The organism is Streptomyces sp. NPDC002817 (assembly GCF_053592055.1).
On sequence record NZ_JBSFUY010000007.1, the window covers coordinates 179,222 to 202,106 of the forward strand.

Annotated in this window: 22 protein-coding genes and 2 pseudogenes; 9 read left to right on the top strand and 15 right to left on the bottom strand. The window is 72.1% G+C overall.

All coding sequences use genetic code 11. The features are described from left to right. Positions 1-90 precede the first annotated feature (90 nt). On the bottom strand, positions 91-1,527 hold the full coding sequence (locus tag ACWD3I_RS16180; protein WP_365402111.1) for an MFS transporter: 1,437 nt from the start codon (positions 1,525-1,527) through the stop codon (positions 91-93). A 92-nt stretch (positions 1,528-1,619) separates the two neighbouring features. Between ACWD3I_RS16180 and ACWD3I_RS16185 the strand changes: the two genes are divergently transcribed. Then, entirely contained in the window at positions 1,620-2,021 is a 402-nt protein-coding gene (locus tag ACWD3I_RS16185; RefSeq protein ID WP_361541453.1) for a winged helix-turn-helix transcriptional regulator, read from the top strand. Between the two features lie 6 nt (positions 2,022-2,027). On the opposite strand, the gene ACWD3I_RS16190 is transcribed toward ACWD3I_RS16185, so the two are convergent. Together ACWD3I_RS16190 and ACWD3I_RS16195 are read right to left on the bottom strand one after the other, a co-directional pair. Next, entirely contained in the window at positions 2,028-3,275 is a 1,248-nt protein-coding gene (locus ACWD3I_RS16190; RefSeq protein ID WP_365402115.1) for an ABC transporter permease, read from the bottom strand. A 124-nt stretch (positions 3,276-3,399) separates the two neighbouring features. Beyond that, a pseudogene (locus ACWD3I_RS16195) lies at positions 3,400-3,663 on the bottom strand (ABC transporter ATP-binding protein); the annotation flags it as partial. Here ACWD3I_RS16195 and ACWD3I_RS16200 point away from each other — a divergent pair. Then, positions 3,656-3,874: pseudogene (locus ACWD3I_RS16200) on the top strand (ATP-binding protein); the annotation flags it as partial. The pseudogenes ACWD3I_RS16195 and ACWD3I_RS16200 sit on opposite strands and share 8 nt — an antisense overlap. Before the next feature lie 46 nt (positions 3,875-3,920). Here ACWD3I_RS16200 and ACWD3I_RS16205 read toward each other — a convergent pair. The 4 genes from ACWD3I_RS16205 to ACWD3I_RS16220 all read right to left on the bottom strand — a co-directional run bounded on the left by ACWD3I_RS16205 (position 3,921) and on the right by ACWD3I_RS16220 (position 7,684). Then, positions 3,921-4,553 carry a hypothetical protein gene (locus ACWD3I_RS16205; RefSeq protein WP_365402118.1) on the bottom strand — a complete coding sequence of 211 codons (633 nt, stop codon included), beginning with the start codon at positions 4,551-4,553 and terminating at the stop codon, positions 3,921-3,923. A 70-nt stretch (positions 4,554-4,623) separates the two neighbouring features. Further along, complete coding sequence (locus ACWD3I_RS16210; protein WP_266886322.1) at positions 4,624-5,223, bottom strand: histidine phosphatase family protein; 600 nt, start codon at positions 5,221-5,223, stop codon at positions 4,624-4,626. 32 nt (positions 5,224-5,255) lie between these two features. Then, positions 5,256-6,410: a serine hydrolase domain-containing protein gene (locus ACWD3I_RS16215; RefSeq protein WP_365402122.1), complete on the bottom strand. Its 1,155-nt coding sequence runs from the start codon at positions 6,408-6,410 to the stop codon at positions 5,256-5,258. Positions 6,411-6,475: 65 nt separating this feature from the next. Further along, complete coding sequence (locus ACWD3I_RS16220; RefSeq protein WP_365402125.1) at positions 6,476-7,684, bottom strand: pyridoxal phosphate-dependent aminotransferase; 1,209 nt, start codon at positions 7,682-7,684, stop codon at positions 6,476-6,478. Between the two features lie 87 nt (positions 7,685-7,771). Between ACWD3I_RS16220 and ACWD3I_RS16225 the strand changes: the two genes are divergently transcribed. Then, the gene (locus ACWD3I_RS16225) at positions 7,772-8,410 is read left to right on the top strand and encodes a helix-turn-helix domain-containing protein (protein ID WP_365402128.1); all 639 of its coding nucleotides are present in this window, start codon (positions 7,772-7,774) and stop codon (positions 8,408-8,410) included. Between the two features lie 67 nt (positions 8,411-8,477). On the opposite strand, the gene ACWD3I_RS16230 is transcribed toward ACWD3I_RS16225, so the two are convergent. Genes ACWD3I_RS16230 through ACWD3I_RS16240 form a run of 3 tightly spaced genes read right to left on the bottom strand, consistent with a single transcriptional unit; the run spans position 8,478 to position 12,086 of the window. Further along, the gene (locus tag ACWD3I_RS16230; protein WP_365402131.1) at positions 8,478-9,281 is read right to left on the bottom strand and encodes a hypothetical protein; all 804 of its coding nucleotides are present in this window, start codon (positions 9,279-9,281) and stop codon (positions 8,478-8,480) included. Then, positions 9,281-10,555, bottom strand: coding sequence for a VWA domain-containing protein (locus ACWD3I_RS16235; protein WP_365402134.1), 1,275 nt, complete (start codon positions 10,553-10,555; stop codon positions 9,281-9,283). The genes ACWD3I_RS16230 and ACWD3I_RS16235 overlap by 1 nt, the downstream gene beginning before the upstream one ends. Before the next feature lie 16 nt (positions 10,556-10,571). Continuing rightward, a complete protein-coding gene (locus ACWD3I_RS16240) occupies positions 10,572-12,086 on the bottom strand; it encodes an IucA/IucC family protein (protein ID WP_365402137.1) in 1,515 nt (504 codons plus the stop codon). 86 nt (positions 12,087-12,172) lie between these two features. On the opposite strand from ACWD3I_RS16240, the gene ACWD3I_RS16245 reads away from it, so the two are divergent. Genes ACWD3I_RS16245 through ACWD3I_RS16255 form a run of 3 tightly spaced genes read left to right on the top strand, consistent with a single transcriptional unit; the run spans position 12,173 to position 14,849 of the window. Beyond that, positions 12,173-13,633 carry an IucA/IucC family protein gene (locus ACWD3I_RS16245; protein ID WP_365402140.1) on the top strand — a complete coding sequence of 487 codons (1,461 nt, stop codon included), beginning with the start codon at positions 12,173-12,175 and terminating at the stop codon, positions 13,631-13,633. Between the two features lie 20 nt (positions 13,634-13,653). Beyond that, positions 13,654-14,559 carry a HipA family kinase gene (locus ACWD3I_RS16250; protein WP_365402143.1) on the top strand — a complete coding sequence of 302 codons (906 nt, stop codon included), beginning with the start codon at positions 13,654-13,656 and terminating at the stop codon, positions 14,557-14,559. Then, a complete protein-coding gene (locus ACWD3I_RS16255; protein WP_365402146.1) occupies positions 14,556-14,849 on the top strand; it encodes a SelT/SelW/SelH family protein in 294 nt (97 codons plus the stop codon). Before ACWD3I_RS16250 ends, ACWD3I_RS16255 begins: the two co-directional genes overlap by 4 nt. Here ACWD3I_RS16255 and aceB read toward each other — a convergent pair. Next, positions 14,839-16,464 carry a malate synthase A gene (aceB, locus tag ACWD3I_RS16260; protein WP_365402149.1) on the bottom strand — a complete coding sequence of 542 codons (1,626 nt, stop codon included), beginning with the start codon at positions 16,462-16,464 and terminating at the stop codon, positions 14,839-14,841. The genes ACWD3I_RS16255 and aceB overlap by 11 nt on opposite strands. A gap of 184 nt (positions 16,465-16,648) precedes the next feature. After that, positions 16,649-17,248, bottom strand: a complete 600-nt coding sequence (locus ACWD3I_RS16265) for a nucleotidyltransferase family protein (protein ID WP_365402152.1) — start codon at positions 17,246-17,248, stop codon at positions 16,649-16,651. Positions 17,249-17,465: 217 nt separating this feature from the next. Between ACWD3I_RS16265 and ACWD3I_RS16270 the strand changes: the two genes are divergently transcribed. Continuing rightward, on the top strand, positions 17,466-17,750 hold the full coding sequence (locus ACWD3I_RS16270; protein ID WP_365402155.1) for a DUF5955 family protein: 285 nt from the start codon (positions 17,466-17,468) through the stop codon (positions 17,748-17,750). A gap of 2 nt (positions 17,751-17,752) precedes the next feature. Here the strand turns inward: ACWD3I_RS16270 and ACWD3I_RS16275 are convergent, their stop codons facing one another. Together ACWD3I_RS16275 and ACWD3I_RS16280 are read right to left on the bottom strand one after the other, a co-directional pair. Further along, positions 17,753-18,451, bottom strand: a complete 699-nt coding sequence (locus ACWD3I_RS16275; RefSeq protein ID WP_365402158.1) for a DUF6304 family protein — start codon at positions 18,449-18,451, stop codon at positions 17,753-17,755. After that, on the bottom strand, positions 18,448-19,242 hold the full coding sequence (locus ACWD3I_RS16280; protein ID WP_365402161.1) for an IclR family transcriptional regulator: 795 nt from the start codon (positions 19,240-19,242) through the stop codon (positions 18,448-18,450). Before ACWD3I_RS16280 ends, ACWD3I_RS16275 begins: the two co-directional genes overlap by 4 nt. Positions 19,243-19,522: 280 nt before the next feature. Between ACWD3I_RS16280 and allB the strand changes: the two genes are divergently transcribed. Then, complete coding sequence (gene allB, locus ACWD3I_RS16285; protein WP_365402164.1) at positions 19,523-20,860, top strand: allantoinase AllB; 1,338 nt, start codon at positions 19,523-19,525, stop codon at positions 20,858-20,860. 46 nt (positions 20,861-20,906) lie between these two features. Next, positions 20,907-22,022 carry an allantoicase gene (gene alc / locus ACWD3I_RS16290; protein WP_365402167.1) on the top strand — a complete coding sequence of 372 codons (1,116 nt, stop codon included), beginning with the start codon at positions 20,907-20,909 and terminating at the stop codon, positions 22,020-22,022. A gap of 61 nt (positions 22,023-22,083) precedes the next feature. Here the strand turns inward: alc and ACWD3I_RS16295 are convergent, their stop codons facing one another. Beyond that, positions 22,084-22,821, bottom strand: coding sequence for an SDR family oxidoreductase (locus ACWD3I_RS16295; RefSeq protein ID WP_365402170.1), 738 nt, complete (start codon positions 22,819-22,821; stop codon positions 22,084-22,086). Positions 22,822-22,885: the final 64 nt, after the last annotated feature.

Here is a 22,885-nt window from a genome sequence, read left to right on the forward strand (position 1 = left end):
CGGCCGCGGTACCGCGCCCCTGAGGGGCACGGGGAACTGCGCGACCAGCCCCCACCGGCCCGCGGGTTCATCACCGGGCTTCCCATGGTCCTATTTCCGGCCAGGCCGAAGGATCCCCGCCGCCAGGCCCAGCGCCACCACCGCGATCCCCGTCCCCACCCCGAACGCCAGCTGATACCCCTCGGCCGTCGCCGCCAGGCGCCCCGTACCGCCGTCGACCAGCCCCTCCGTCCGGCTCGCCGCCAGTACCGACAGCACCGCAAGACCCAGCGAACCACCCACCACCTGCGTGGTGTTGAACAGTCCGGACGCCAGCCCCGCGTCCTCCTCCCGTGCCCCCGACATGGCCAGCCCGGTCAGCGCGGGCATCGCCGCGGCGAACCCGGCGCCGAGCAGGAGCAGCGACGGGAGTACGTCGGTGACGTAACCGCCGTCGACGGGTGCCCGGCTCAGCAGGGCCATGCCGGCGACGATGAGGACGAGCCCGGCGAGCAGTACCCGGTACGCGCCGAACCGCCCGATGGTCCGCGCCGACAGGCCGAGCATCAGCGCCCCGATCACGATCGGCGCCGGCAGGAACGCGGTGCCGGTGGCCAACTCGCCGTAGCCCAGGACGCGTTGGAGATAGAGCGCGGCGATGAACTGGAAGCCGTACATGGTGGCGATCATCAGGATCTGCACGGCGTTCGCGCCGCTCAGCACCCGGGAGCGGAACAGCCGCAGCCGCAGCAGCGGGCGGGCGGTCCGCGCCTGGCGGACGGTGAACGCCACGAAGAGCGTGACGGCGAGGGCGGTCAGCAGGAGCGTGGCGGTCAGATCCCGGTCACCGGCGCCGACGATGACGTAGACCGTGAGCATCAGCGCGCCCGTCACCAGCGCCGCGCCGGGATAGTCGGCCCCCTTGCCCAGTCCCTCCCCGCTGTCCGGGGTCAGGACACGGGACGCCGCCAGCAGGGCGACGATGCCGATGGGGAGGTTGATCAGGAAGATCCAGTGCCAGTTCAGGACCTCGGTCAGCGCCCCGCCCAGGAACGTGCCGAGGGAGGCGCCCCCGGCGCCGACCGCGCTGAACACCGCGATGGCACGGGCCTGTTCGCGCGGCTCGGGGAACAGGGCGACCAGCATGCCGAGGACCACGGCCGAGGTCATCGCCCCGCCCACGCCCTGCAGGGCACGGGCCGCGATCAGCACACCCTGCCCGGTCGCCACGCCGCACAGCACGGACGCCGCCGTGAACACGGCGAGCCCCGCGATGAACATCCGCTTGCGGCCGACGAGGTCACCGAGCCGGCCGACGAGCAGCAGCAGCCCGCCGAAGGCGATGAGATAGGCGTTGACGACCCACGCCAGGCCCGCGGCCGAGAAGCCGAGGTCGCTCTGGATGGCCGGCATGGCGACCGTGACGATGTTGCCGTCCAGGACCGTCATCAACGTCCCCGCGCACAGGACGACGAGGGAGGCCCAGCGGGAGTACGTTCGCTGTGTTCGGTGCGGTGTCCGGCTACGGGACTCGATGATGGCCGTCATGGCGGCGGTGCCTCCGGTCTTCCCTTGGTGCACGACTTGTAACGGGGTTCATCGTGGGTGACCATGGAGGCCGGCCGTAAGGAGGCAGTCCGATGTCCCAGAGGAACACCGGTGTTACCGTCCAGGCAGTGAACGCGCACGCCTGCCCCGTCCGTGAAGTTCTTGACAGGGTCTCCGGCAAATGGAGCGTCCAGATCCTGGTGGCCGCCGCCCACGGACCCATCCGCTTCACCGAGTTGGAGCGCAGCATCGAGGGCATCAGCCGCCGCATGCTGACTCTGACGCTGCGCAACCTGGAGCGCGACGGACTCGTGACCCGTACCGTGCACCCGACGGTCCCGCCCAAGGTCGAGTACGAACTCACCACGGCGGCCCGGGAGTTGCACGAGACCCTGCAGCGCCTGACCGACTGGGCCGAGCGCAACAGGGTCTACATCGCCGAGTCGAGGGCCGCCTACGACACCGAGCACCAGCCGGAGCTGGTCGACGCGTAGGCGTTCCTACGGTGTCGCCAGTACCTCCGTCGGTGACAGCCGTGCCGCCCGGATCGCCGGGTACAGGCCCGCCAGGCCGCCGATCAGGAGGGTGGCCGCGACCCCGGCCGCCAGGGCCCATGGCGGTACGGCCGTGGGCCACCCCTGGTAGAGGGCGTATCCGGCGGTCACGGCCAGGCCCAGCAGGGCCCCGCCCGCGCCGCCGAGCGCGGACAGCAGCAGGGATTCCGCGAGGAACTGGGTGCGGATCTGACCGCGCGTCGCCCCGAGAGAGCGGCGCAGCCCGATCTCACCCCGGCGCTCCAGCACCGAGATCACCATCGTGTTGGCCACGCCCACCCCGCCGACGAGCAGTGCCACCGCGCCGAGACCCAGCAGCAGCCCGGTGAATGCCTCCCCGGCCGCCCGCTGTGCCGCCAGGGCGTCCGAGGGCCGCGACACCTGCACCTCGCTCGGCGCCTCCGGGTCGGCGGTGGCGCCCAGGAGATCCCGGACCGCCTCCACCCTCGCCTCCGCCGAGCGGGTGTAGACGGTGGTGGGATACCCGTCGAAGCCCGGCGCCGAGCGCGCCGCCGTCCAGCCGATCAGCGCCGCCGAGTCCAACTCGGGTGCCAGCGGCGCCGGTTCGAGAACGCCCACGACGGTGAACCAGACGCCGCCCACCAGGACCTGGGTGTCCTGACCCGCGCGTCCGACGCCGAGCCGCTCGGCCGCCGTCGCGCCGAGCACGACGGCCGGGTGGCGGGCGGTGGCCGCGTTCAGCCAGGTACCGCTCGCCAGGTCGGCGCCGATGGCGCCGCGCAGCGAGGTGCGGGCCGCGTAGGCCGCGATGCCGTTCGTCTGCACCTCGGGGATCCGGTCCGTGCGGTACACCTTCGCGTCGGTCACCTTGGCGACCGCGGACACGGACTCCACGCCTTCGATCCGGCCCACACTCTCCTCCGCGGTGAGCGGGAGTCGGGCCGGGTCGCCGGTGAGTGTGCTGCCGGGCGAGACGGTCAGCAGATTGGTGCCGAGGGCCGCCAGCGCCCGGTCGAGGCCGGCGCGGGAGGACGACGAGATGCCGACCACCGCCACCATCGCCGCGATCCCGATCGCGATCCCGAGCGCCGACAGGAACGCCCGCAACGGCCGGGTACGCAGCCCCACCGCACCGACACGGACGACGTCGGCGGGCAGCAGCCTGGCCGGACGCGGTGGGCCGGTGAGATACGACCGGGCGGAGGGCCGTACTTCCGTGGCCGGAGCGGTCATGACGCGGCTCCACTCATGGCTGGACCGACCTGCGGGGCGCTCTCGACAGCCACACGGACGGCCTCGCCGACGGCACGTACAGCCGGTCTGCCCCTGGTGGTGACCTCCTTCTCGCCCCGTCCCCTCATCGCCCCGCTCCCGTCCTCGCCCGAGCCGAGTCCTCGACCACCCGGCCGTCCCGCGTCCGCACCTGTCGGGGCAGGGACTCGGCGATCTCCTGGTCGTGGGTGATGATCACGACCGTGGTGCCGGCGGCGTTGAGCTCGCGCAGCAGGTCCATCACATCCGCCCCGGACGCCGAGTCGAGCGCGCCGGTCGGTTCGTCGGCGAGCAGCAGGGCCGGATCCCCTGCCACCGCCCGGGCCACCGCGACCCGTTGCCGGGTCGTCACCGGCAAGGGCGCCGGGCTCGGCCTCTCCATCGTGCGGGCCATCGCCCGCGCCCACGACGGGGAGGCGACCGCGGTGCCGCGGGAGGGCGGGGGGCTGACGGTCACGGTGACACTGCCGCGGGAGCCGGACCCGGCGCGGGAGCCGGAGAGCGCGGCGCCCGCGCTGCTCGGAGCCCGAACGGACCCGGAGCGGACGTTAGTTCCCTGAAGCATCCCTGCGCGTCCGGGGGACGGCCGCAGCTCCTTGTGGTGCCCTACACCCGTCGCGGGGAGGCCAGCAGGTACCGGGCTCCGGTCCGTGGCTCGGTGTACTCGCCGACCTGCCAGCCCGCCCCCTCCAGGGTGACCGCGCAGGCTTTGAGCGCGGCCGCGTCCGGTTCGCGCACGGCGACCGCCTCGGGTTGCGGGGTCACGCGCACCCGGTATCCCTCGGTGCCCTCTCCGGTCGCCGGACGGTGCCCGGCCGCCTCCAGGGCGAGCGCGGCGGCCTGCACGAGATGCGTGCGCTCCCAGCCGCAGGGCCGGTCCGTGGCCCCGTCCGGATTCGTCATCCGGCGCAGCTCCACCAACCCCTGCCAGGCGCTGTGCACCTCCCGCACCCGTGCCGCACCGGCGGCCGGCGGATCCTCCTCGCCGCCGATGCGCGCGGCGAACACCCCGGCGGCCGAGGGCGGCTGGGGCTCCGGTGGGGGCGCCGCCGGTTCCGCTTCCCGTATCCGGTGTCCGGCCGGTGTCAGGAAGTGGTCGTGCGGCGGCCGGGGGTGCCGGAACGCGAGCCCGTGCTTCACCAGGGCCGCGAGCTGGGCCTCCGTACCCCGGAGCCGTCCGGTGACGGGATCGGCGCCGTCGATGACACGCCGCTGTGCGGCGGTCGGCGGTCGTGTCACGGCGTGCTCCTCCCCGTCGGCAGGTCGGTGGAACAGGCGATCACCGTGCGGCGATCAACCCACTCGAAGACTACGACGGGGGTCTGACATTCCACCCCGCCACCACCGGCCGCCCATGCTCCGTGCCCAGCCGGCACACCGTCCCCGTCGCCAGCTGGAACAGCGCGCCCTGCGACGCCGGCAACCCGAGCCGCCGCGCCGTGAGCACCCGCAGGAAGTGCCCGTGGGCGACCAGCAGCACCACGCCCTCCGTGTTGGCGAGGGCCGCGTCCACCTTGGCCAGGACCCGGTCGGCCCGGGCGCCGACCTGTTCCGGTGTCTCCCCGGGACGGTCCGGCGGCCCCGGTGCGACCCCGTCCGTGAACAGGAACCAGTCCGGCCGGGTGCGCTGGATCTCGACGGTGGTGATCCCCTCGTAGCCGCCGTAGTCCCACTCCCGCAAATCGACGTCGACGCGGGCGTCGGGCACCCCGATGAGCTGTGCCGTCTCGCGGGCCCGCTGGAGGGGGCTGACGAAGGCCGCGCCGATCCGGTGCGAGCGGATCAGCGGCACCAGGCCACGTGCTTCCGCCCGCCCGTGCTCGGTCAGCGGTACATCCGTCCATCCGGTGTGCCGTCCGGACCGCGACCACTCGGTCTCACCGTGCCGGACGAGAAACAGGTCACCCACGCCGTCCTCCTGCCATGCCTGTCAGCACGGTGTCATGCGGCGCGGGCGGCCCGCACGACGGACTCGGCCAGACGGCCGTTCTCGGGGGAGGCGCCCTCTCCGGACGGGAACGCGAAACGGCGCCGCGTGTAGGCGTACGCCACCCCGCTTCCCGGGTCGGCGAAGCCGAGTGAGCCCGTCGCGCCGCTGTGCCCGATCGTGTCCTCCCCGAGGAACGGGTACAGCCTGGTCAGATACTCGAACCCGAGCCCGAAGTGGCCCGACTGTCCGGTGACCAGATCCGTCCCCGGCGTCCGCCGGCCCCCGAACGCGGCGACCGTCTCCCGGGTGAGCAGCGGCGCCCGCCCGTCCACCGTGCCGATCGCGGCGGCGTACATCCGGGCCACCCCGCGCGCGTTGCCCACGCCGCCGGAGGAGGCGGGCCCGAGGGCGCGCACGGTACGGCTGTTGCCGAAGGCCACCAGATCGGTCGGCTCGGGCGCGTTCATGTTGAAGGAGACGCCCCGGATGCTGTCGGGCTCCGCAGCCCGCTCCAGCAGTGCCTCCAGCTGCTCCTCCGTGGGCTCCAGCGGCAGCACCTCCCGCCACCGGGCCTCCAGCTCCTCGGGCAGCCCGAGGTGGAAGTCGATCCCGTACGGCGCTCGGATCCGCTCCTCGTACAGTTCCTGGACCGACCGCCCGGTGACCCGTCGCACGACCTCTCCGGTGAGCGCGCCGATCACGAAGCCGTGGTAGCCGTAGGCCGCCCCCGGCTCCCACAGCGGCTTCTGCCCGGCCAGCCGCGCGGCGCTCAGCCGGTCGTCGGCCAACTCCTCGGTGGTGAACCCGCCGTCCGCACCGACGACACCCGAACGGTGCTGCAACAGCTCCCGCAGCGTGAGCCGTTCCTTGCCCTCGGCCGCGAACTCGGGCCAGTAGGCGGCCACTTCACGGTCCAGTTCGAGCACGCCCTCCTGCACCAGCAGGGCGACCACGAGGTGTGCGGCACCCTTGGTGATGGAGTACAGGCTGGTCAGCGAGGAGCCGCTGATGTCCTCCCCGGCCCACAGGTCGACCACCCGACGGCCGCCCACATACGCCGCCAGCTGTGCGCCCGGGTCGTGCGCCTCCTCGGCGACGAAGGCGGCGAACTCCTCGCGCACGCCCTCGAAGCCGTCCGCCACGGTGCCCTGCACGTCGTACGACATCCCGTTTCCCCCAGTCGTCGATCCCGTATGGAGTCGATCAACAGGAAGCGGATGTCCGGCATTCCCTACTGCCGGTACCCGCTCAGGAACCGCCCGATCCGCCCGATCGCCGCCTCCAGGTCATCGGCATGAGGGAGCGTCAGGATGCGGAAGTGGTCGGGGGTCGGCCAGTTGAAGCCGGTGCCCTGGACGACCTGGATCTTCTCCCGCAGCAGCAGGTCCAGGACGAACTTCTCGTCGTCGTGGATCCTGTACACCTTGGGGTCGAGCCGCGGGAACGCGTACAGCGAGCCCTTGGGCTTCACGCACGACACCCCGGGGATCTCGTTGAGCTTCTCCCAGGCCACGTTGCGCTGTTCGTACAGCCGCCCGCCCGGCACGGTCAGCTCGCGGATGGACTGGCGGCCGCCGAGGGCGGCCTGGATGGCGTACTGGGCGGGGGCGTTGGCGCACAGCCGCATGGAGGCCAGCATGGTCAGGCCCTCCAGGTAGTCCTTGGCGTGCTGCTTGGGGCCCGTGATCACCAGCCAGCCCGAGCGGAAGCCGGCCACGCGGTACGTCTTCGACAGACCGCAGAAGGTCAGGACGACCAGGTCGGGGGCGAGGGCCGCGGCCGAGTGGTGCACGGCGTCGTCGTAGAGGATCTGGTCGTAGATCTCGTCGGCGAAGACCATCAGGCCGTGCCGGCGGGCGAGGTCGAGGATGCCCTCGACGATCTCCTTCGGATAGACCGAGCCCGTGGGGTTGTTGGGGTTGATGATCACGACGGCGCGGGTGCGGTCCGTGATCTTCGACTCCATGTCGGCCAGGTCCGGGTACCAGTCGGCCTGTTCGTCGCACAGATAGTGGACCGCCTTGCCGCCGGCGAGGGTCGTGACCGCCGTCCAGAGCGGGAAGTCCGGGGCGGGGATGAGGACTTGGTCGCCGTCCTCGATCAGCGCCTGCACGGCCATCGAGATCAGCTCGGAGACGCCGTTGCCGAGGAAGACGTCGTCGACGTCGATCTCCAGCCCCAGGGTCTGGTAGCGCTGCGCGACCGCCCGGCGGGCGGAGAGGACGCCCTTGGAGTCCGTGTAGCCGTGCGCCTGCGGGAGCATCCGGATCATGTCCTGGACGATCTCCTCCGGCGCCTCGAAACCGAAGAGCGCCGGGTTGCCGGTGTTGAGGCGCAGCACGCTGTGCCCTGCCTCCTCCAGCGCGTTGGCGTGCTCGATCACCGGGCCGCGGATCTCGTAACAGACCTCGCTGAGCTTGCTGGACTGCCGGAACTCCATGCGCTGCTGCCTCTCCGGTTTCTGGTGTTGCTTGGTTTTACCAAGTAGCTGCTTGGAAAGTCCAACGACTTGTCTAGACTGCGTCGCATGTCACCTCGCCGAAGCTACGACCAGTACTGTTCCGCCGCGCGTGCGCTCGACGCCGTCGGCGACCGCTGGACCCTGCTGATCGTCCGCGAGCTGCTCGCCGGGCCGCGCCGCTACTCGGACCTGCACGCGGATCTGCCGGGCGTCAGCACGGACGTACTCGCCTCGCGGCTGAAGGACATGGAGCGCGACGGACTGGCCACCCGGCGCCGGCTGCCGCCGCCCGGTGCGGCGAACGTCTACGAACTCACGACCCGGGGACGGGAGTTGCTGCCCGTGCTGCAGGCGCTGGGCGCGTGGGGCGAGGCGGATCTCGGAGAGCTGCGGCCGACGGACGCGGTGCGGGCGCACTGGTTCGCGTTGCCGATGCTGCGAGCCCTGCGGGACAGGGGGGAAGGCGAAGGGCTCGTCGAAGTCCGGCTGGAGGAAGGGCACTTCCATCTGAACGTCGGCGCCGAGGACGGGCCGGTCTACGGCGACGGGCCCGCGCCCGTGGAGCCCGACGCGCGGCTCGTCCTGGACACGGCGACCTGTACGGCGATCAGTCGCGGAGAGGTGAGCGTGACCGACGCGGTCCGGGACGGACGGATCGAAGTGACCGGCGACGGAGCGCTCGCGAAGGCCCTGCGGGAGGCATGAGACAGACATGCGAGAAGGCCCGCTGCACTGAGCAGCGGGCCTTCTCCCAGGGCTTCTTGATGTCCCGTCAGGCGCCCGGCGGCACCTGCCGCGGCCGTCCCGCCCCGCGCGTCAGGGCGTAGCCGCCGACCCCCGCGAGCGCGGCCAGCACACCGCCCAGCACGGTCCACACCCAGCGGTCGGACCACCAGCCCGAGGACCAGCCGTCCTCGGGCTCGATGGCGGACAGCACGGCCGACGACTCCGACGTCTCCTCGTCGGACGCGGACGTGACCGCGATGCCCGGCACCAGCGGCTCGGCCAGCGAGCCGTCCACCGCCGCGGCACCGCCGCTGTCCTTGGAGTCGACCTGGACCGAGGAGTCGACCGGCTGGCCGAGGTCGGCCGTGCTGAGGTCGACGGCCGTCAGCCGGATGTAGTACGTCCCCGGCAGCGGGTCGTTCGCCCACGGCTCCGACCAGGCGCGGACCGTGCGCAGCACACAGGCCAGCTCCACGGAGGCCGCGTCCGCCGCGGCGGTGCGGGTCTGCGCGCCGTACTGGCAGGCCTGGCGGCGGCGCAGTCCGTCGTACACGTCGACCTGCCAGGTCTGCGCGGCATGCGTCTTCGGCAGCTTCACCGTCGCCTTCACGGTGGGGCGCTGTCCGGCGTCCGCGGGGAACGACCAGTACTGGTAGTCGCCGGTGGAGCCGCTCGCCGTGGCCTGCTGCCCCTGCTCGATCTCGGTCGCCGTACGGAACGACGTACCGGCCGAGGTGGGGGCGTCGCTGTCGGCGGAGGCCGACGGGGAGGGCGACGAGTCTGCCGCCGCGGGGGACACGGCCAGCCCGAGCATGAGCGCCGCGGCGCCCAACACACGTGTGATCCTCATCAGTTGGTCCTCCAGACCGCGACCCGCCAGCGCGACAGCCAGCCCCAGAGCACACCGGCGAGGAAGCCGGTGAGGACCAGTACGCCGAGCAGCCACCAGCCACGTCCGAGACCGAACGAGGCCACGTCGCCGGCGGCCGAGGGCGCGTCCACGACGTCCACGGTCAGTTCGAGCGGCAGACCGGGCGTGGTCTTCACGCCGGAGGCGGCCGAGAACGAGTTGGTGACCTGGAGGCAGACGACCTCGGCGGCCGGCTTGTCGCTGTCGTCGTCGTCCCGCTCGGGCTTCGGATAGCGCAGCCCGGTGGAGACGACATCCGTGCGCCCGTTGCCGGCGGCCTCGCCGCGCACGATCTCACGGCCGTGCACGGTGACGGCCCGCAGCAGTGTCCCGTGGGCGGGGTTCACGGCCCGGTCGGCCGCCACACTCACCGAGGCGCGCAGCTCCTGTCCGTTGAAGACCTCCACCCGGTACCAGCGCTCCTGCCCGAACTCCTCGCGGTCGGTGTAGAGCCCGGACTTCAGCGTCGGTGCCTTCGCGCACTCGGCGGCACCCTCGGTGGCCACCGGCGTCACCACCGGGTCGGCCGCCCGGTCCACCAACTGGTTGACCTTGTCGGTGAGTTCCTCGGTGTGCTCCACCGAGGTGTATGTACCGCCCGTCGCCTCCGCGATGCAGCTCAGCTGCTGCCGCATCTTGGTGTTCGGGACCAGGCCGAGCGTGTCGATGGTCAGACCGATGCCCTTGGCGGCGATCTCGCGGGCCACCTCGCACGGGTCGAGCGGGGCGCAGGTGTCCTCGCCGTCGCTGATCAGGACGATCCGCTTGGAACCGGCGCCCTCGGTGAAGTCGTCGGCCGCCTTCAGCAGCGCGGGACCGATCGGCGTCCAGCCGGTGGGGGAGAGGGTCGCCACCGCCGTCTTGGCCTCGGTACGGTCCAGCGTGCTGACCGGATAGAGCTGCGCGGTGTCCTTGCAGCCCGTCTTCTGGTTGTCGCCGGGGTAGTTGGCACCGAGAGTCCGGATGCCGAGCTGGACCTCCTCGGGCGTGGCGTCCAGCACCTCGTTGAAGGCCTGCTTCGCCGCGGCCATCCGGGTGCCGCCGTCGATGTCCGCCGTCCGCATGGAGCCGCTCACGTCGAGGACGAGGTCGACCTGGGGCGCGGTCCCGCCCGTGGGTTCGCCGGCGGCCGCCCCGGTCGGGAGGGCGATCCCGGCCGTGAGGGCGGCGAGCAGGGCGCACACTCCTGCCGCCAGCCGTTTACGTGTGATCATCGGCGGATCCTATTGATCAGGAGTGCCGCACTCCAAAACGGGCCGGGTTCGGCAGCTGTGCCCACTGGTCCCCGGGCGTCCCCGGTGACAGCCTCATCAGCGTCAACGCCTTCGCGGGCAGCGGGTTCTCGAGGAGCGCCGGCAGATCCGGCGTGCGCGGAAGATCTCCTACGACGGTCTCCAGCGCCGCGCCCAACGCCGTACCCGAACCCGCCGTTCCCGCCAGGGCCCCGCCGACCAGCGCCCCGAACAGCTTGCGCCGCAGGGCCGTTTCGTCGTCCGTGACGATCCGGCCCGTCAACTCCGGTACCGGAAGCCCGTGCCGCGCCAGCCGCGCCGGGCTGACCCGGATGTCCGCCAGGTCGCGATAGACCAGCCGCAGCGGGGCGCCCGTCGAGGACAGCACCACCAGGAGGTTCTGGCCGTGTGCCTCCAGAGCCACACCCAGCTCCAGCAGCCGCAGCCCCACGGTGAGCGCGAGCCGCGCGAACTCCGCCAGCCAGGCCGGGGATTCGGTCAACTCGGTGGTGGCGAGCGCGGCCACCGGGACGACGCGCTCGCCGCTCCCGGCGTACACCTGCGGCGATTCGCGCAGGACGGCGGCCAGGTCGGGGGAGCCGGCCGTCGCGGCGCCCAGGGTGCGGGTGAAGTGCAGCAGACCGTCCGTGTGCGCGGTGAGCGTCTCCGCGAACGCCGACAGGGTCGCCGACAGGCCGATCGAGTAGCCGGAGATGTCCCGCACCGAGGACGTCAAACGGGCGCTCAGGGCCGTCTTCACATGCGGACCGCCGTCGGCCAGGGCCAGTGTGCGCAGGGACATCAGCGGATGCGCGGCCGGCCCCTCGTCGCCCGCCCGCTTCAGTACATGGGCCGCCTGCCAGGGATGCACCGGGATCAACAGCCGCTCCCCGTCCCGCATCCCGTCCGGCCACCCGCCGGTCACCAGGCACTCCTCCGCCCTGACCGGCATCAGGCGCAACGCGACCGGCGGCCGGTGCTCGGGCCCGTACGCCAGCTGCTCGGCCACCGAGAAACCGGGCCGGGAACGGCAGTTGGGATGGTACGGATGCCCGTCGACTACCCGCTGCTCCCACTCCCAGTCGGTCCCGGGCCACTCGTGCGACGCGTTCTCCTGCCCGGCCCGTGACAGCGCCGTCGAGGCGACGCTGTGGCCGAGCTCGGCGGCCAGATCCGGGCCGTGCGCTACGCCGAGGTCGGTCGTCAGCCGGGCCGGATCGTCGTACGCCAGGTCGTCGAGGTGGACGACGGTGACATACGCGGCCGTGGCGTACGGGTCGGCGGGCGGCCCCTGGAGCCGGCGTCCGTCACGAAGGCACAGGACGAGAGTGTCCCGGCCGCGTTCGCGACGGGTGACCCAGGGCAGCGGCTCATGGGCCAATGCCCGCCACAGCCGGGTCAGTACGGCCGCGCGGGCGCCGGGGAGGTGGGCCGTGTACCGCGACACGAGGTCGGGGCGCACTTCGGCCAGCTCCTCGGCGACCTCGGCCTCGGCGGTGGGGGAACGGTGCACGGGCTGGCTCCTCGGGTACGAGTAGGGCGTCACGGCGGGGGTGACGACATAGATACTGATCGTCTCCGCCCGCCCGTAGAGAACGAGTGAACCGCGTGGACCTCATTCCCCCGGCCGCCGCCGACGCCCATGCTGCGGCGCCGTTGCTCAACTGTCTGCTGCGCGAGGTCGCCGAGCCGCTCCCGGGCCCCGGCGAGCTGCGCACGCACCGGTTGCCGAGCGGCAGACTGCTGCGGGTGCGCGGCGAACGGCGGCCAGCGGACCCCGAGGTGGACACCGGCGGTCACTGGCGGCGCATCGGTCACACCGAACTCGTGAAGCTCGTCGTCGAGGAACTGACCCGCCACACCGGCCTGTCCAACCCCGAACTGCCCGCCGAGATGATCGACAGCCGGGACGCGGTGGCCGCGATCCTCGCCGCACGCGCGCGTGCCACGCCGCCCACGGACCCGTACCTGCTCTCCGAGCAGTCCCTCCTCACCGGCCACCCGTACCACCCCGCCCCCAAGGCGCGCGGCGGCGGCCCGGCCGCCGGCTGGCTGCCGTACGCACCCGAGGCGCACGCCCGCTTCCCGCTGACGCTGCTCGGCGTACGCGAGGACACGGTCGTGGACGAGGGCGACACCGCGGCCCTGGACGCCTTCGGCGCGGCCCCGCCCGGCTACCGGCTGCTGCCCGCCCACCCCTGGCAGCTCGACCTGGTCGACCTCTCGGACGCCTTCGCCGACGGCCGTCTGATCCGCCTCGGCACCACCGGCTTCGACGCCTGGCCCACGGCCGCGATCCGCACCCTGTACGCCCCCGGGCACGACCTGTTCCTGAAGTTCAGCCTGGACGTGCGCATCACGAACGACATCCGCCGCCTGTGGCGCCACGACCTGCTGAGACTCCGCACGACCGACACCGCGGCGGCCCGCGCGTTCGCCGGGGGTCCGGCGGCCTGGCTGTCGGACCGCGGTTACCGCACCGCCGACTTCGCCTTCGAGGAACTGGCGGTCCTGGTCCGCGACGGCTTCCACGGCCACCTCAGGACCGGCGCCACCCCGCTGCTCGCCGCGGGCCTCGTGGAGGGCTTCGAGGGCAGCCCGTCCACAGGTGCGGCCTGGTGGGAGGCGTATCTGCGCGCCGTCGTACCGCCCGCCCTCGCCGCCTTCGCCGACCACGGCGTCGTACTCGAGGCACATCTGCAGAACACGCTGGTCGCCGTCGACGCCGACGGAACACCCGTGCAGGCACTGTTCCGGGACGCGGAGGGCGTGAAGCTGCTGTCGGACGTGGACCGGGCGGCCGGGTGGGAGCGGCTGGTCTACACGCTGGTCGTGAACCATCTGTGCGAGGTCGCGGCCGTCCTCGCCGAGCGGCACCCCGGTCTCGACCCGTGGCCCGCCGCCCGCCGCGAACTGGCCCGCCACGACCTCCCGGAGACCAGGGCCCTCCTCGCCTCGCCCACCCTCCCCGGCAAGACCAACCTGCTGCTGCGCTGGACCGGAGCCGACGGCGCGGACGCGCGCTACCTCCCCCTGCCGAACCCGCTGGCCGTCACCTGATCTGAATTACCCTGGCCGGTGTGCTGCGCGATGTGACTGCTGTTCGATACGTGACCCCGCTGCGGTCCGGCGGCTCCGTGCCCGGAGTCGTCGAGGCCGACGACCTGGGGACGTACGTCGTGAAGTTCACCGGCTCCGCACAGGGCCGCAAGGCCCTGGTCGCCGAGGTGATCGTCGGCGAGCTGGCCCGCGCGCTCGGTCTGCGCTTCCCCGAACTGGTCCTCGTGCACTTCGACCCGGCGATCGCCGACAGCGAGCCCCACCAGGAGGTGCGCGAACTCCACGGCGCCAGTGCGGGCATCAACCTCGGCATGGACTACCTGTCGGGCGCCGCGGACCTCACCCCGGAGGTCGCCAGGACCTTCCGGGTCGATCCCCTGGAGGCGGGCAGGATCGTCTGGCTCGACGCCCTGACCGTGAACGTGGACCGTACGGTCCACAGCTCCAACCTCATGGTCTGGCCCACGCTCGGCATCGCGCCCCCGCGCCTGTGGCTGATCGACCACGGCGCGGCCCTCGTCTTCCACCACCGCTGGGACGGCTCGGACCCCGCCAGGCGCTACGACTTCCGCCACCACGCCCTCGGCCACTACGCCCCCGACGTACGCGCCGCCGACGCGGAGCTGGCGCCGAAGGTCACCGAGGAACTGCTGCGCGCCGTCGTCGCCGAGGTCCCCGAGGCCTGGCTCACGGACTTCGACACGCCGTCCCTGGCACGTGAGGCGTACGTGGAGTACCTCCACGCGCGCGTGCAGGCCTCCCAGGCCTGGCTGCCCACCGACTTCCCCACCCGGGAGGAACTCGCCGCGGAGGAAGCCCGCCGCGCGGCGAAGACACAGCAGGGCCGTCCGGACTGGCTGAAGCGGGTCCCCGACCTGCACGGCAAACCGGCGGCGGAACAGGATTGGTCGGTACACCTCGGATGAGTCCCGTCGTACAGATCGAGTACTGCACCCAGTGCCGCTGGCTGCCCCGCGCGGCCTGGCTGGCGCAGGAGCTGCTCACGACCTTCGAGACGGAGCTGGGCGAGCTGTCGCTCAAGCCCGGCACCGGTGGCGTCTTCGTGGTCCGGGTCGACGACGAGGTCGTCTGGGACCGCAGGGAGCAGGGCTTCCCGGAGCCCACCGCCGTGAAGCAGGCCGTACGCGACCGAGTGGCCCCGGGAAGGTCCCTGGGCCACTCGGACAAGGCCGCGCAGGAGGACGTCAGCCCTTGAGCTGCTCGTACGCGGGCAGTGTCAGGAAGTCCGCGTAGTCGGCGTCCAGGGAGACCTCCAGGAGCAGGTCGTGGGCCTGCTGCCAGTGGCCGGCGGCGAACGCCTCCTCGCCGAGCTCCGCGCGGATGCCGGCGAGTTCCTCCGCGGCGATCTTGCGGGCCAGTTCGGGGGTGGCCCTCTCGCCGTTCTCGAACTCGACGCCCGCGTTGATCCACTGCCAGATCTGCGAGCGGGAGATCTCGGCGGTGGCCGCGTCCTCCATCAGGTTGAAGATGGCGACCGCGCCGAGACCACGCAGCCAGGCCTCGATGTAACGGATGCCGACCTGCACGGCGTTGACGAGACCGTTGTACGTCGGCCTGGCGTCCAGCGAGTCGATCGCGATCAGGTCGGCGGCCTCGACGTGGACGTCCTCGCGCAGCCGGTCCTTCTGGTTCGGCCGGTCGCCGAGGACCTTGTCGAAGGACTCCAGGGCGATCGGGACCAGGTCGGGGTGGGCGACCCAGGAGCCGTCGAAGCCGTCGCCGGCCTCGCGGTCCTTGTCGGCGCGGACCTTCTCGAAGGCGACCTTGTTGACCTCGGCGTCCCGGCGGGACGGGATGAACGCCGCCATGCCGCCGATCGCGTGCGCGCCGCGCTTGTGGCAGGTGCGGACGAGGAGTTCGGTGTACGCCCGCATGAACGGGGCGGTCATCGTCACCAGGTTGCGGTCCGGCAGGACGAACTTGGCGCCGCCGTCACGGAAGTTCTTGACGATGGAGAACAGGTAGTCCCAGCGGCCGGCGTTCAACCCGGAGGCGTGGTCGCGGAGTTCGTAGAGGATCTCCTCCATCTCGTACGCCGCCGTGATCGTCTCGATCAGGACGGTGGCGCGGACGGTGCCCTGCGGGATGCCGACGTAGTCCTGCGCGAAGACGAACACGTCGTTCCACAGGCGGGCTTCGAGGTGCGACTCGGTCTTGGGGAGATAGAAGTACGGGCCCTTGCCGAGGTCGAGCAGCCGCTGGGCGTTGTGGAAGAAGTACAGGCCGAAGTCGACGAAGGCGCCGGGGACCTGGGAGCCGTCGGCGGCGACGAGGTGGCGCTCATCGAGGTGCCAGCCGCGCGGTCGCATGACGACGGTGGCGAGCTCCTCGTTCGGGCGCAGGGCGTACGACTTGCCGGACCTCTCGTCGGTGAAGTCGATGTTCCGGGTGTACGCGTCGGCCAGATTGACCTGACCGAGGACCACGTTCTCCCAGGTCGGCGCCGAGGCGTCCTCGAAGTCCGCGAGCCAGATCCTCGCACCCGAGTTGAGGGCGTTGATGGTCATCTTGCGGTCGGTGGGACCGGTGATCTCGACGCGGCGGTCGTTCAGGGCCGCGGGGGAGGGGGCCACCTTCCAGGAGTCGTCCGCGCGGATCGCGGCGGTCTCCGGGAGGAAGTCGAGCGTGGAGGTGCGGGCGATCTCGGCGCGGCGCTCCGCACGGCGGGCGAGGAGCTCTTCACGGCGGGGCGTGAACCGGCGGTGCAGCTCGGCCACGAAGGCGAGGGCCGCGTCGGTGAGCACCTCCTCCTGCCGGGGCAGGGGCTCGGCGTCGACGATGGCCAGCGGGGACGGCGCTGGTGCGGACATGAGCTGTCACTTCCTTCAGCGTTGGCACCGGGTGCCACTCGAACCGGGTACGGCGAGGAACGCCCTGGGAGCGGTAGGGCGCTTCTGATCAGTGGATACTAGTTTCCTCATCGTGGAAGTTCAATGGTTTGTTGATGTCGAGATTCTCCGAGTCGAGGGAACGTGGCGCTGAGTGCCACCTCGCTCACTCAAGGTGCAGCAGATCTTCGACGGTGTCGATGTCGTAGGGCCGGGCGACGTCCCCGCACTCCACGAGGGCGATCTCCCCGGCGTGTTCCTTCAGATAGGCACGTGCCCCCCGGTCCCCGGTGGCAGTCGCGGCGATCCCCGCCCAGTGGGCGGACCCGAAGAGCACGGGATGTCCGCGTACGCCGTCGTAGGCGGCCGAGACCAGGGAGCCGGGGGACCTGTACGCGCCGAGCACGCGCGCGTACGCCTCGGGTCCGATACCGGGCTGGTCGACCAGCGACACGAGCGCGGCCCGCACGTCCGTGCCGGAGAACGAGTCGAGACCGGCTCGAAGCGAGGAGCCCATTCCCCGCTCCCACTCGGGGTTGTCCACGAGCATGCAGCCGTCGAGCCGCGCGGTCTCGCGTACGGCGTCGGCGGCGGCGCCCAGCACCACGTGCACGCGCGCGCAGCCCGCCGCGCGCAGGGCGCCCACCGCGTGTTCGATCAATGGCCTGCCGCGATGTCCGAGCAGCGCCTTGGGGCGTCCGCCCAGCCGCCGGCCGCCTCCCGCGGCGAGGAGCAGCCCGGCGACCTGGTGCGCGTTGTCCGTCATGGGTCCTGCATACCTGACGCCCCGGGCACCGGCCGGTTTCCGAGGGCTGAATTTCGGTCCGCGGAGTGGCGCGGCCCCTGTCGGCTGGCGTTTACTGACCCCCGTCCCCGGCGCCCGACCAACGCCATGGGGCGGTTCGGGCGGGATCACGACGTAGGCGCACAACGGCGTGCGAGGGGGGAGAGCTGTGTTGCGGAGCTTGGGACAGAGGGCGCCAGTGACCGGCAGCGACGAGGACCCCAGGGTGGCGGGCCTGCGGACCGCGGTGTCCCGGCTGCGCCGCGAACTCGCCGCGCATCCGGCCGAGTTCCCCGACCGCGGCATCGCCGAGGACGAACTCGCCGCGCTGGCCGCGATGACGGTCGACGGGACACCGGAGGTGCCCCGGCTGCGGAGGTCGCTGCTGCTGATCGCGGGGGCGATCGGGTCGATGAGCGCGCTGTCGCGGGGGCTGACGGACGTACGGAACGCGGTGGATCTGTTCGGGGAGCCGCGGCGCTAGGTTCAGAGCGGCCTGCGGTACGGGAACCCCCCTCGGTAGCCGTGGTCCGAGGTGCGGTGCTCGAACTCCTCGCACAGCCAGGTCTCCTGGACGAGCTCGGTCTGTTCGTGCCACACCGCGAAGATGCCGTGCGGCCCGTGTTTGCCGTCCACCCGGCGGTAGAGGTCCTTGGCGTCACGGAAGCAGGCCAGTCCCGCCATCATCGGGCTGCCGGCCGGGTGGTAGTCGGACCAGGCGCACGCGACGCAGGCCCGGAGCCGGGCCACTCTCGGCAACTCGCGCTGGAGGGCGTGCAGGGCGTGCTCGAGGTCGCCCGGGCCGTCGACGACGTGGTACTCGTGTCCGTCCAGCCGCAGGGTGACGGTCAGGGTCTCCGAGTCCAGGCCGCGCCCCGGACCCGCCGGGTCCCCTATCCGCAGCGCGCAGTGCAGCACACCCGGCCGTACGCCGTCCCCCGCCACGTCGACGGGCAGCGGAACCTCCCACTCCAGGAGGCAGGAGCACAGACCTCCGCCGAAGAAGGAGAACGCGAGCTCGGGCGGTGCACCGCCCAGGGCGCCGAGATCGTCCATCGAGTCGCCCTCGAAGCGGACGCCCCTGATGGTCGTACGGATCAGCTCCCGGCCGTCCGACTCGATGACGATCTCCTCGGTGCCGTGCCGGTCGGTGTACCGGCCCGGCCGGCGCATTAAGCCGGTCACGCGGGGCTCTGGGTGGCCAGCGCCTCGGACAGTTCCCCGGCCACCTGCTGGAGCACCGGCACGATCTTGTCCGTGGCCGCCTCGGTGACCCGGCCCGCCGGGCCGGAGATCGAGATGGCGGCGGCGGTGGGGGAGTCGGGGACCGACACCGCGAGGCAGCGGACGCCGATCTCCTGCTCGTTGTCGTCGACCGCGTAACCGAGCTGGCGTACATCCGCCAGGGCCGCGAGGAAGCCCTCCGGGGTGGTGATCGTCTTCTCCGTGGCGGCCGGCATGCCGGTACGGGAGAGCAGGGCGCGCACCTCGGCGTCGGGGACGTTCGCCAGGAGGGCTTTGCCCACACCCGTGGAGTGCGGCAGGACGCGTCGGCCGACCTCGGTGAACATACGCATCGAGTGCTTCGACGGCACCTGGGCGACGTACACGATCTCGTCGCCGTCGAGCAGCGCCATGTTCGCCGTCTCGCCGGTCTCCTGGACCAGCCGGGCCAGGTAGGGGCGGGCCCAGGTGCCGAGCAGCCGGGACGCGGACTCGCCGAGGCGGATCAGACGCGGGCCCAGCGCATAGCGGCGGTTGGCCTGCTGACGGACGTATCCGCAGGCCACGAGTGTGCGCATGAGGCGGTGGATGGTGGGCAGCGGCAGTCCGCTGCTCGCGGAGAGCTCGCTGAGGCCGACCTCGCCGCCCGCGTCCGCCATCCGCTCCAGCAGGTCGAAGGCGCGCTCGAGGGACTGGACCCCGCCAGTGGTGGACTTGGCGGAGTCGGTGGTGCTGGCGCTGGACGTCGGCACGGCGCGTTCCTTTCGGGGCGGGCGGGCGGGCGGAAAGGGCAGAAGCCTACCCGCCAGTCGGTTGACTCCCCGCTGGTGCGTAGCTACGTTCTGCCTGTCGGAATTCTAATTCCGCTTTGTGGAAACGTCCAGAGTGTGGCGTATCGAGGCCCTGTGGAGAAGTGTGCCCTTGACGGCGCGGAAGCGGGAGTGAAGACTCCTTCAACAGAACGTTGAATTCCGTTACGTGGGAGTAAATCCCGTTTCCCGGAAGTAACAACGGCGACAGAGAGGGGTCCGGGTGTCCGACGTAGAACTGGTGCTGCGCTCGACGCGCGTCATCACTCCGGAAGGGACGCGCGCCGCTTCGGTCGCCGTCTCCGCCGGGAAGATCACGGCCGTCCTGCCGTACGACGCCGCTGTCCCGGAGGGCGCCCGCCTGGAGGACGTCGGCGACCACGTCGTCCTGCCCGGCCTGGTCGACACCCATGTGCACGTCAACGACCCGGGCCGCACCGAGTGGGAGGGCTTCTGGACCGCCACGCGCGCGGCGGCGGCCGGCGGCATCACCACCCTCGTCGACATGCCCCTCAACTCCCTGCCGCCGACGACGACGGTCGACAACCTCCGGACGAAGAAGGACGTCGCCGTCGACAAGGCCCACATCGACGTCGGCTTCTGGGGCGGTGCCCTGCCCGACAACGTCAAGGACCTGCGCCCGCTGCACGAGGCCGGTGTCTTCGGCTTCAAGGCGTTCCTGTCCCCGTCCGGCGTGGACGAGTTCCCGCACCTGGAACAGGACCGGCTCGCCCGGTCGCTGGCCGAGATCACCTCCTTCGGCGGCCTGCTGATCGTGCACGCCGAGGACCCGCACCACCTGGAGGCCGCCCCGCAGCACGGCGGCCCCAGGTACGCCGACTTCCTGGCCTCCCGTCCGCGCGACGCCGAGGACACCGCGATCGCCCAACTCATCGCCCAGGCGAAGCGGTTGGACGCGCGCGTGCACGTCCTGCACCTCTCGTCGAGTGACGCGCTCCCGCTCATCGCCGCCGCCAGGGCCGAGGGCGTCCGCGTCACGGTCGAGACCTGCCCGCACTACCTCACCCTCACCGCCGAGGAAGTCCCCGACGGCGCCAGCGAGTTCAAGTGCTGCCCGCCGATCCGCGAGTCCGCCAACCAGGACCTGCTCTGGCAGGCGCTGGCCGACGGCACGATCGACTGCGTGGTCACCGACCACTCGCCGTCGACGGCCGACCTGAAGACGGACGACTTCGCCACGGCGTGGGGCGGTATCTCGGGTCTGCAACTGAGCCTGGCCGCGGTGTGGACGGAAGCGCGGAAGCGGGGGCATTCGCTGGAGGACGTCGTCCAATGGATGTCCGCGCGTACGGCCGCTCTCGTCGGCCTCGGCCAGAAGGGCGCCATCGAGGCCGGCCGCGACGCCGACTTCGCGATCCTCGCGCCCGACGAGACCTTCACCGTCGACCCGGCCGAACTCCAGCACCGCAACCGCGTGACGGCGTACGCGGGCAAGACCCTGTACGGCGTCGTGAAGTCGACCTGGCTGCGCGGCGAACGCATCGTCCAGGGCGGCGAGTTCACGGAGCCGAAGGGCCGACTTCTCACCCGGGACCACTGATTCAGACTTCCGCACCCGCAGCGGCCGACTCTCGAAAGGCAGACCTTTGACGGCGATTCCGAGCTTCACCGGCGACGCGAACCCGTACGGCGGCGGTGACCCGTACGCCGACTACCGCACCGCCGACTTCCCCTTCACCCGGTACGCCGACCTCGCCGCCCGGCAGCTCGGTGCCGGAGTCATCGCCGCCAACGACGAGTTCTTCGCCCAGCGCGAGAACCTGCTGATCCCCGAGCGCGCCGAGTTCGACCCCGAGCACTTCGGGCACAAGGGCAAGATCATGGACGGCTGGGAGACGCGCCGCCGCCGCGGTGCCTCCGCCGGGCACCCGTGGCCGACGGCCGAGGACCACGACTGGGCGCTGGTCCGCCTCGGCGCGCCCGGCGTGATCCGCGGCATCGTCGTCGACACGGCCCACTTCCGCGGCAACTACCCGCAGGCGGTGTCGGTCGAGGCCACGTCGGTGGCGGGCTCGCCGTCGCCGGAGGAACTGCTGGGCGACGACGTGAAGTGGACGACGCTGGTTCCGCGCACGGCGGTCGGCGGCCACGCGGCGAACGGCTTCGAGGTGGCGGTCGAGCAGCGCTTCACACACCTGCGCGTCAACCAGCACCCCGACGGCGGCATCGCCCGCCTGCGCGTCCACGGCGAGGTCGTCCCGGACCCGCGGTGGCTGTCGGTCCTCGGCACCTTCGACGTGGTCGCCCTGGAGAACGGCGGCCAGGCTGAGGACGCCTCCAACCTCTTCTACTCCCCGGCCTCCAACACCATCCAGCCGGGCCGCTCCCGCAAGATGGACGACGGCTGGGAGACCCGCCGCCGCCGCGACCAGGGCAACGACTGGATCAGCTACCGCCTGGCGGCCCGGTCCCGGATCCGCGCGATCGAGATCGACACCGCGTACCTGAAGGGCAACAGCGCCGGCTGGGCCTCGGTGTCAGTCAAGGAGGGCGAGAGCGGCGAGTGGACGGAGATCCTCCCGCGCACCCGACTCCAGCCCGACACCAACCACCGCTTCGTCCTCCCGGCCCCGGCGGTCGGCACCCACGCGCGCGTGGACATCTTCCCGGACGGCGGCATCTCCCGACTGCGGCTGTACGGCTCCCTGACGGAGTCCGGCGCGGCGGCCCTGGCGGCCCGTCACCAGGAGCTGGGCGGCTGACACCCGCACGCGCGCGTGGGGCGCACCGGGCCCGAGAGCTCCGGTGCGCCCCACGCGTGTGTCAGGCCGCGTGGCCTCCGTCCACCGCGAACTCGGCGCCCGTGACGTAGGCCGCCCCCGCCAGGTAGGCGATCATCGACGCCACCTCGTCGGCCGTCCCGAACCGCCCGAGCGCCGTCATCGCCGACTGGCCGGAGGCGTACGGACCGTCCGCCGGGTTCATGTCGGTGTCGGTCGGGCCCGGGTGGACGATGTTCGCGGTGATGCCGCGGGGGCCCAGTTCCCGGGCGAGCGCCTTCGTGAGGCCGATCAGGGCCGACTTGCTGGTCGCGTAGAGGGTTCCGCCGGGGCCCGGCACCCGCTGGGTCATACAGGTGCCGACGGTGATGATCCGGCCGCCGGACGACATCCGCGCGGCCGCCGCCTGCGAGGCCAGGAACACCCCGCGCACATTGACCGCCAGCACCCGGTCCACCTCCGTGAGCGGCAGGTCCTCCAGCGGGCCCAGGACCCCCACGCCCACGTTGTTCACCAGGACGTCCAGGCCGCCCAGCGCCTCCGCCGCGCGGTCCACCGCCCCCGCCGCCTCCGCCGCGTCCGCGGAGTCCGCCCGCAGGGCCACCGCACGGCGTCCCAGTGCCTCGACGGCCCGTACGACGTCCTCGGCGGCCTCCTTGCCGTTCACGTACGTGAGGGCCACGTCCGCGCCCTCCCGGGCCAGCCGCAGCGCCGTCGCCGCGCCGATACCGCGGCTGCCACCCGTGACGAGAGCCGCCTTGCCGTTCAGAGAAGTAGTCATGGCTCCATCCCAGCGGTCCGGGGGCGCTCCTGCTGGCGGCGAACGGACACCGAGGTCGGGCTCC

Coding starts and splice junctions, on each gene's coding strand:
- ACWD3I_RS16180 (WP_365402111.1), bottom strand. CDS start 1,527: ATGACGGCCATCATCGAGTCCCGTAGCCGGACACCGCACCGAACACAG.
- ACWD3I_RS16185 (WP_361541453.1), top strand. CDS start 1,620: ATGTCCCAGAGGAACACCGGTGTTACCGTCCAGGCAGTGAACGCGCAC.
- ACWD3I_RS16190 (WP_365402115.1), bottom strand. CDS start 3,275: ATGACCGCTCCGGCCACGGAAGTACGGCCCTCCGCCCGGTCGTATCTC.
- ACWD3I_RS16215 (WP_365402122.1), bottom strand. CDS start 6,410: ATGTCGTACGACGTGCAGGGCACCGTGGCGGACGGCTTCGAGGGCGTG.
- ACWD3I_RS16220 (WP_365402125.1), bottom strand. CDS start 7,684: ATGGAGTTCCGGCAGTCCAGCAAGCTCAGCGAGGTCTGTTACGAGATC.
- ACWD3I_RS16225 (WP_365402128.1), top strand. CDS start 7,772: ATGTCACCTCGCCGAAGCTACGACCAGTACTGTTCCGCCGCGCGTGCG.
- ACWD3I_RS16230 (WP_365402131.1), bottom strand. CDS start 9,281: ATGAGGATCACACGTGTGTTGGGCGCCGCGGCGCTCATGCTCGGGCTG.
- ACWD3I_RS16235 (WP_365402134.1), bottom strand. CDS start 10,555: ATGATCACACGTAAACGGCTGGCGGCAGGAGTGTGCGCCCTGCTCGCC.
- ACWD3I_RS16255 (WP_365402146.1), top strand. CDS start 14,556: ATGAGTCCCGTCGTACAGATCGAGTACTGCACCCAGTGCCGCTGGCTG.
- aceB (WP_365402149.1), bottom strand. CDS start 16,464: ATGTCCGCACCAGCGCCGTCCCCGCTGGCCATCGTCGACGCCGAGCCC.
- ACWD3I_RS16265 (WP_365402152.1), bottom strand. CDS start 17,248: ATGACGGACAACGCGCACCAGGTCGCCGGGCTGCTCCTCGCCGCGGGA.
- ACWD3I_RS16295 (WP_365402170.1), bottom strand. CDS start 22,821: ATGACTACTTCTCTGAACGGCAAGGCGGCTCTCGTCACGGGTGGCAGC.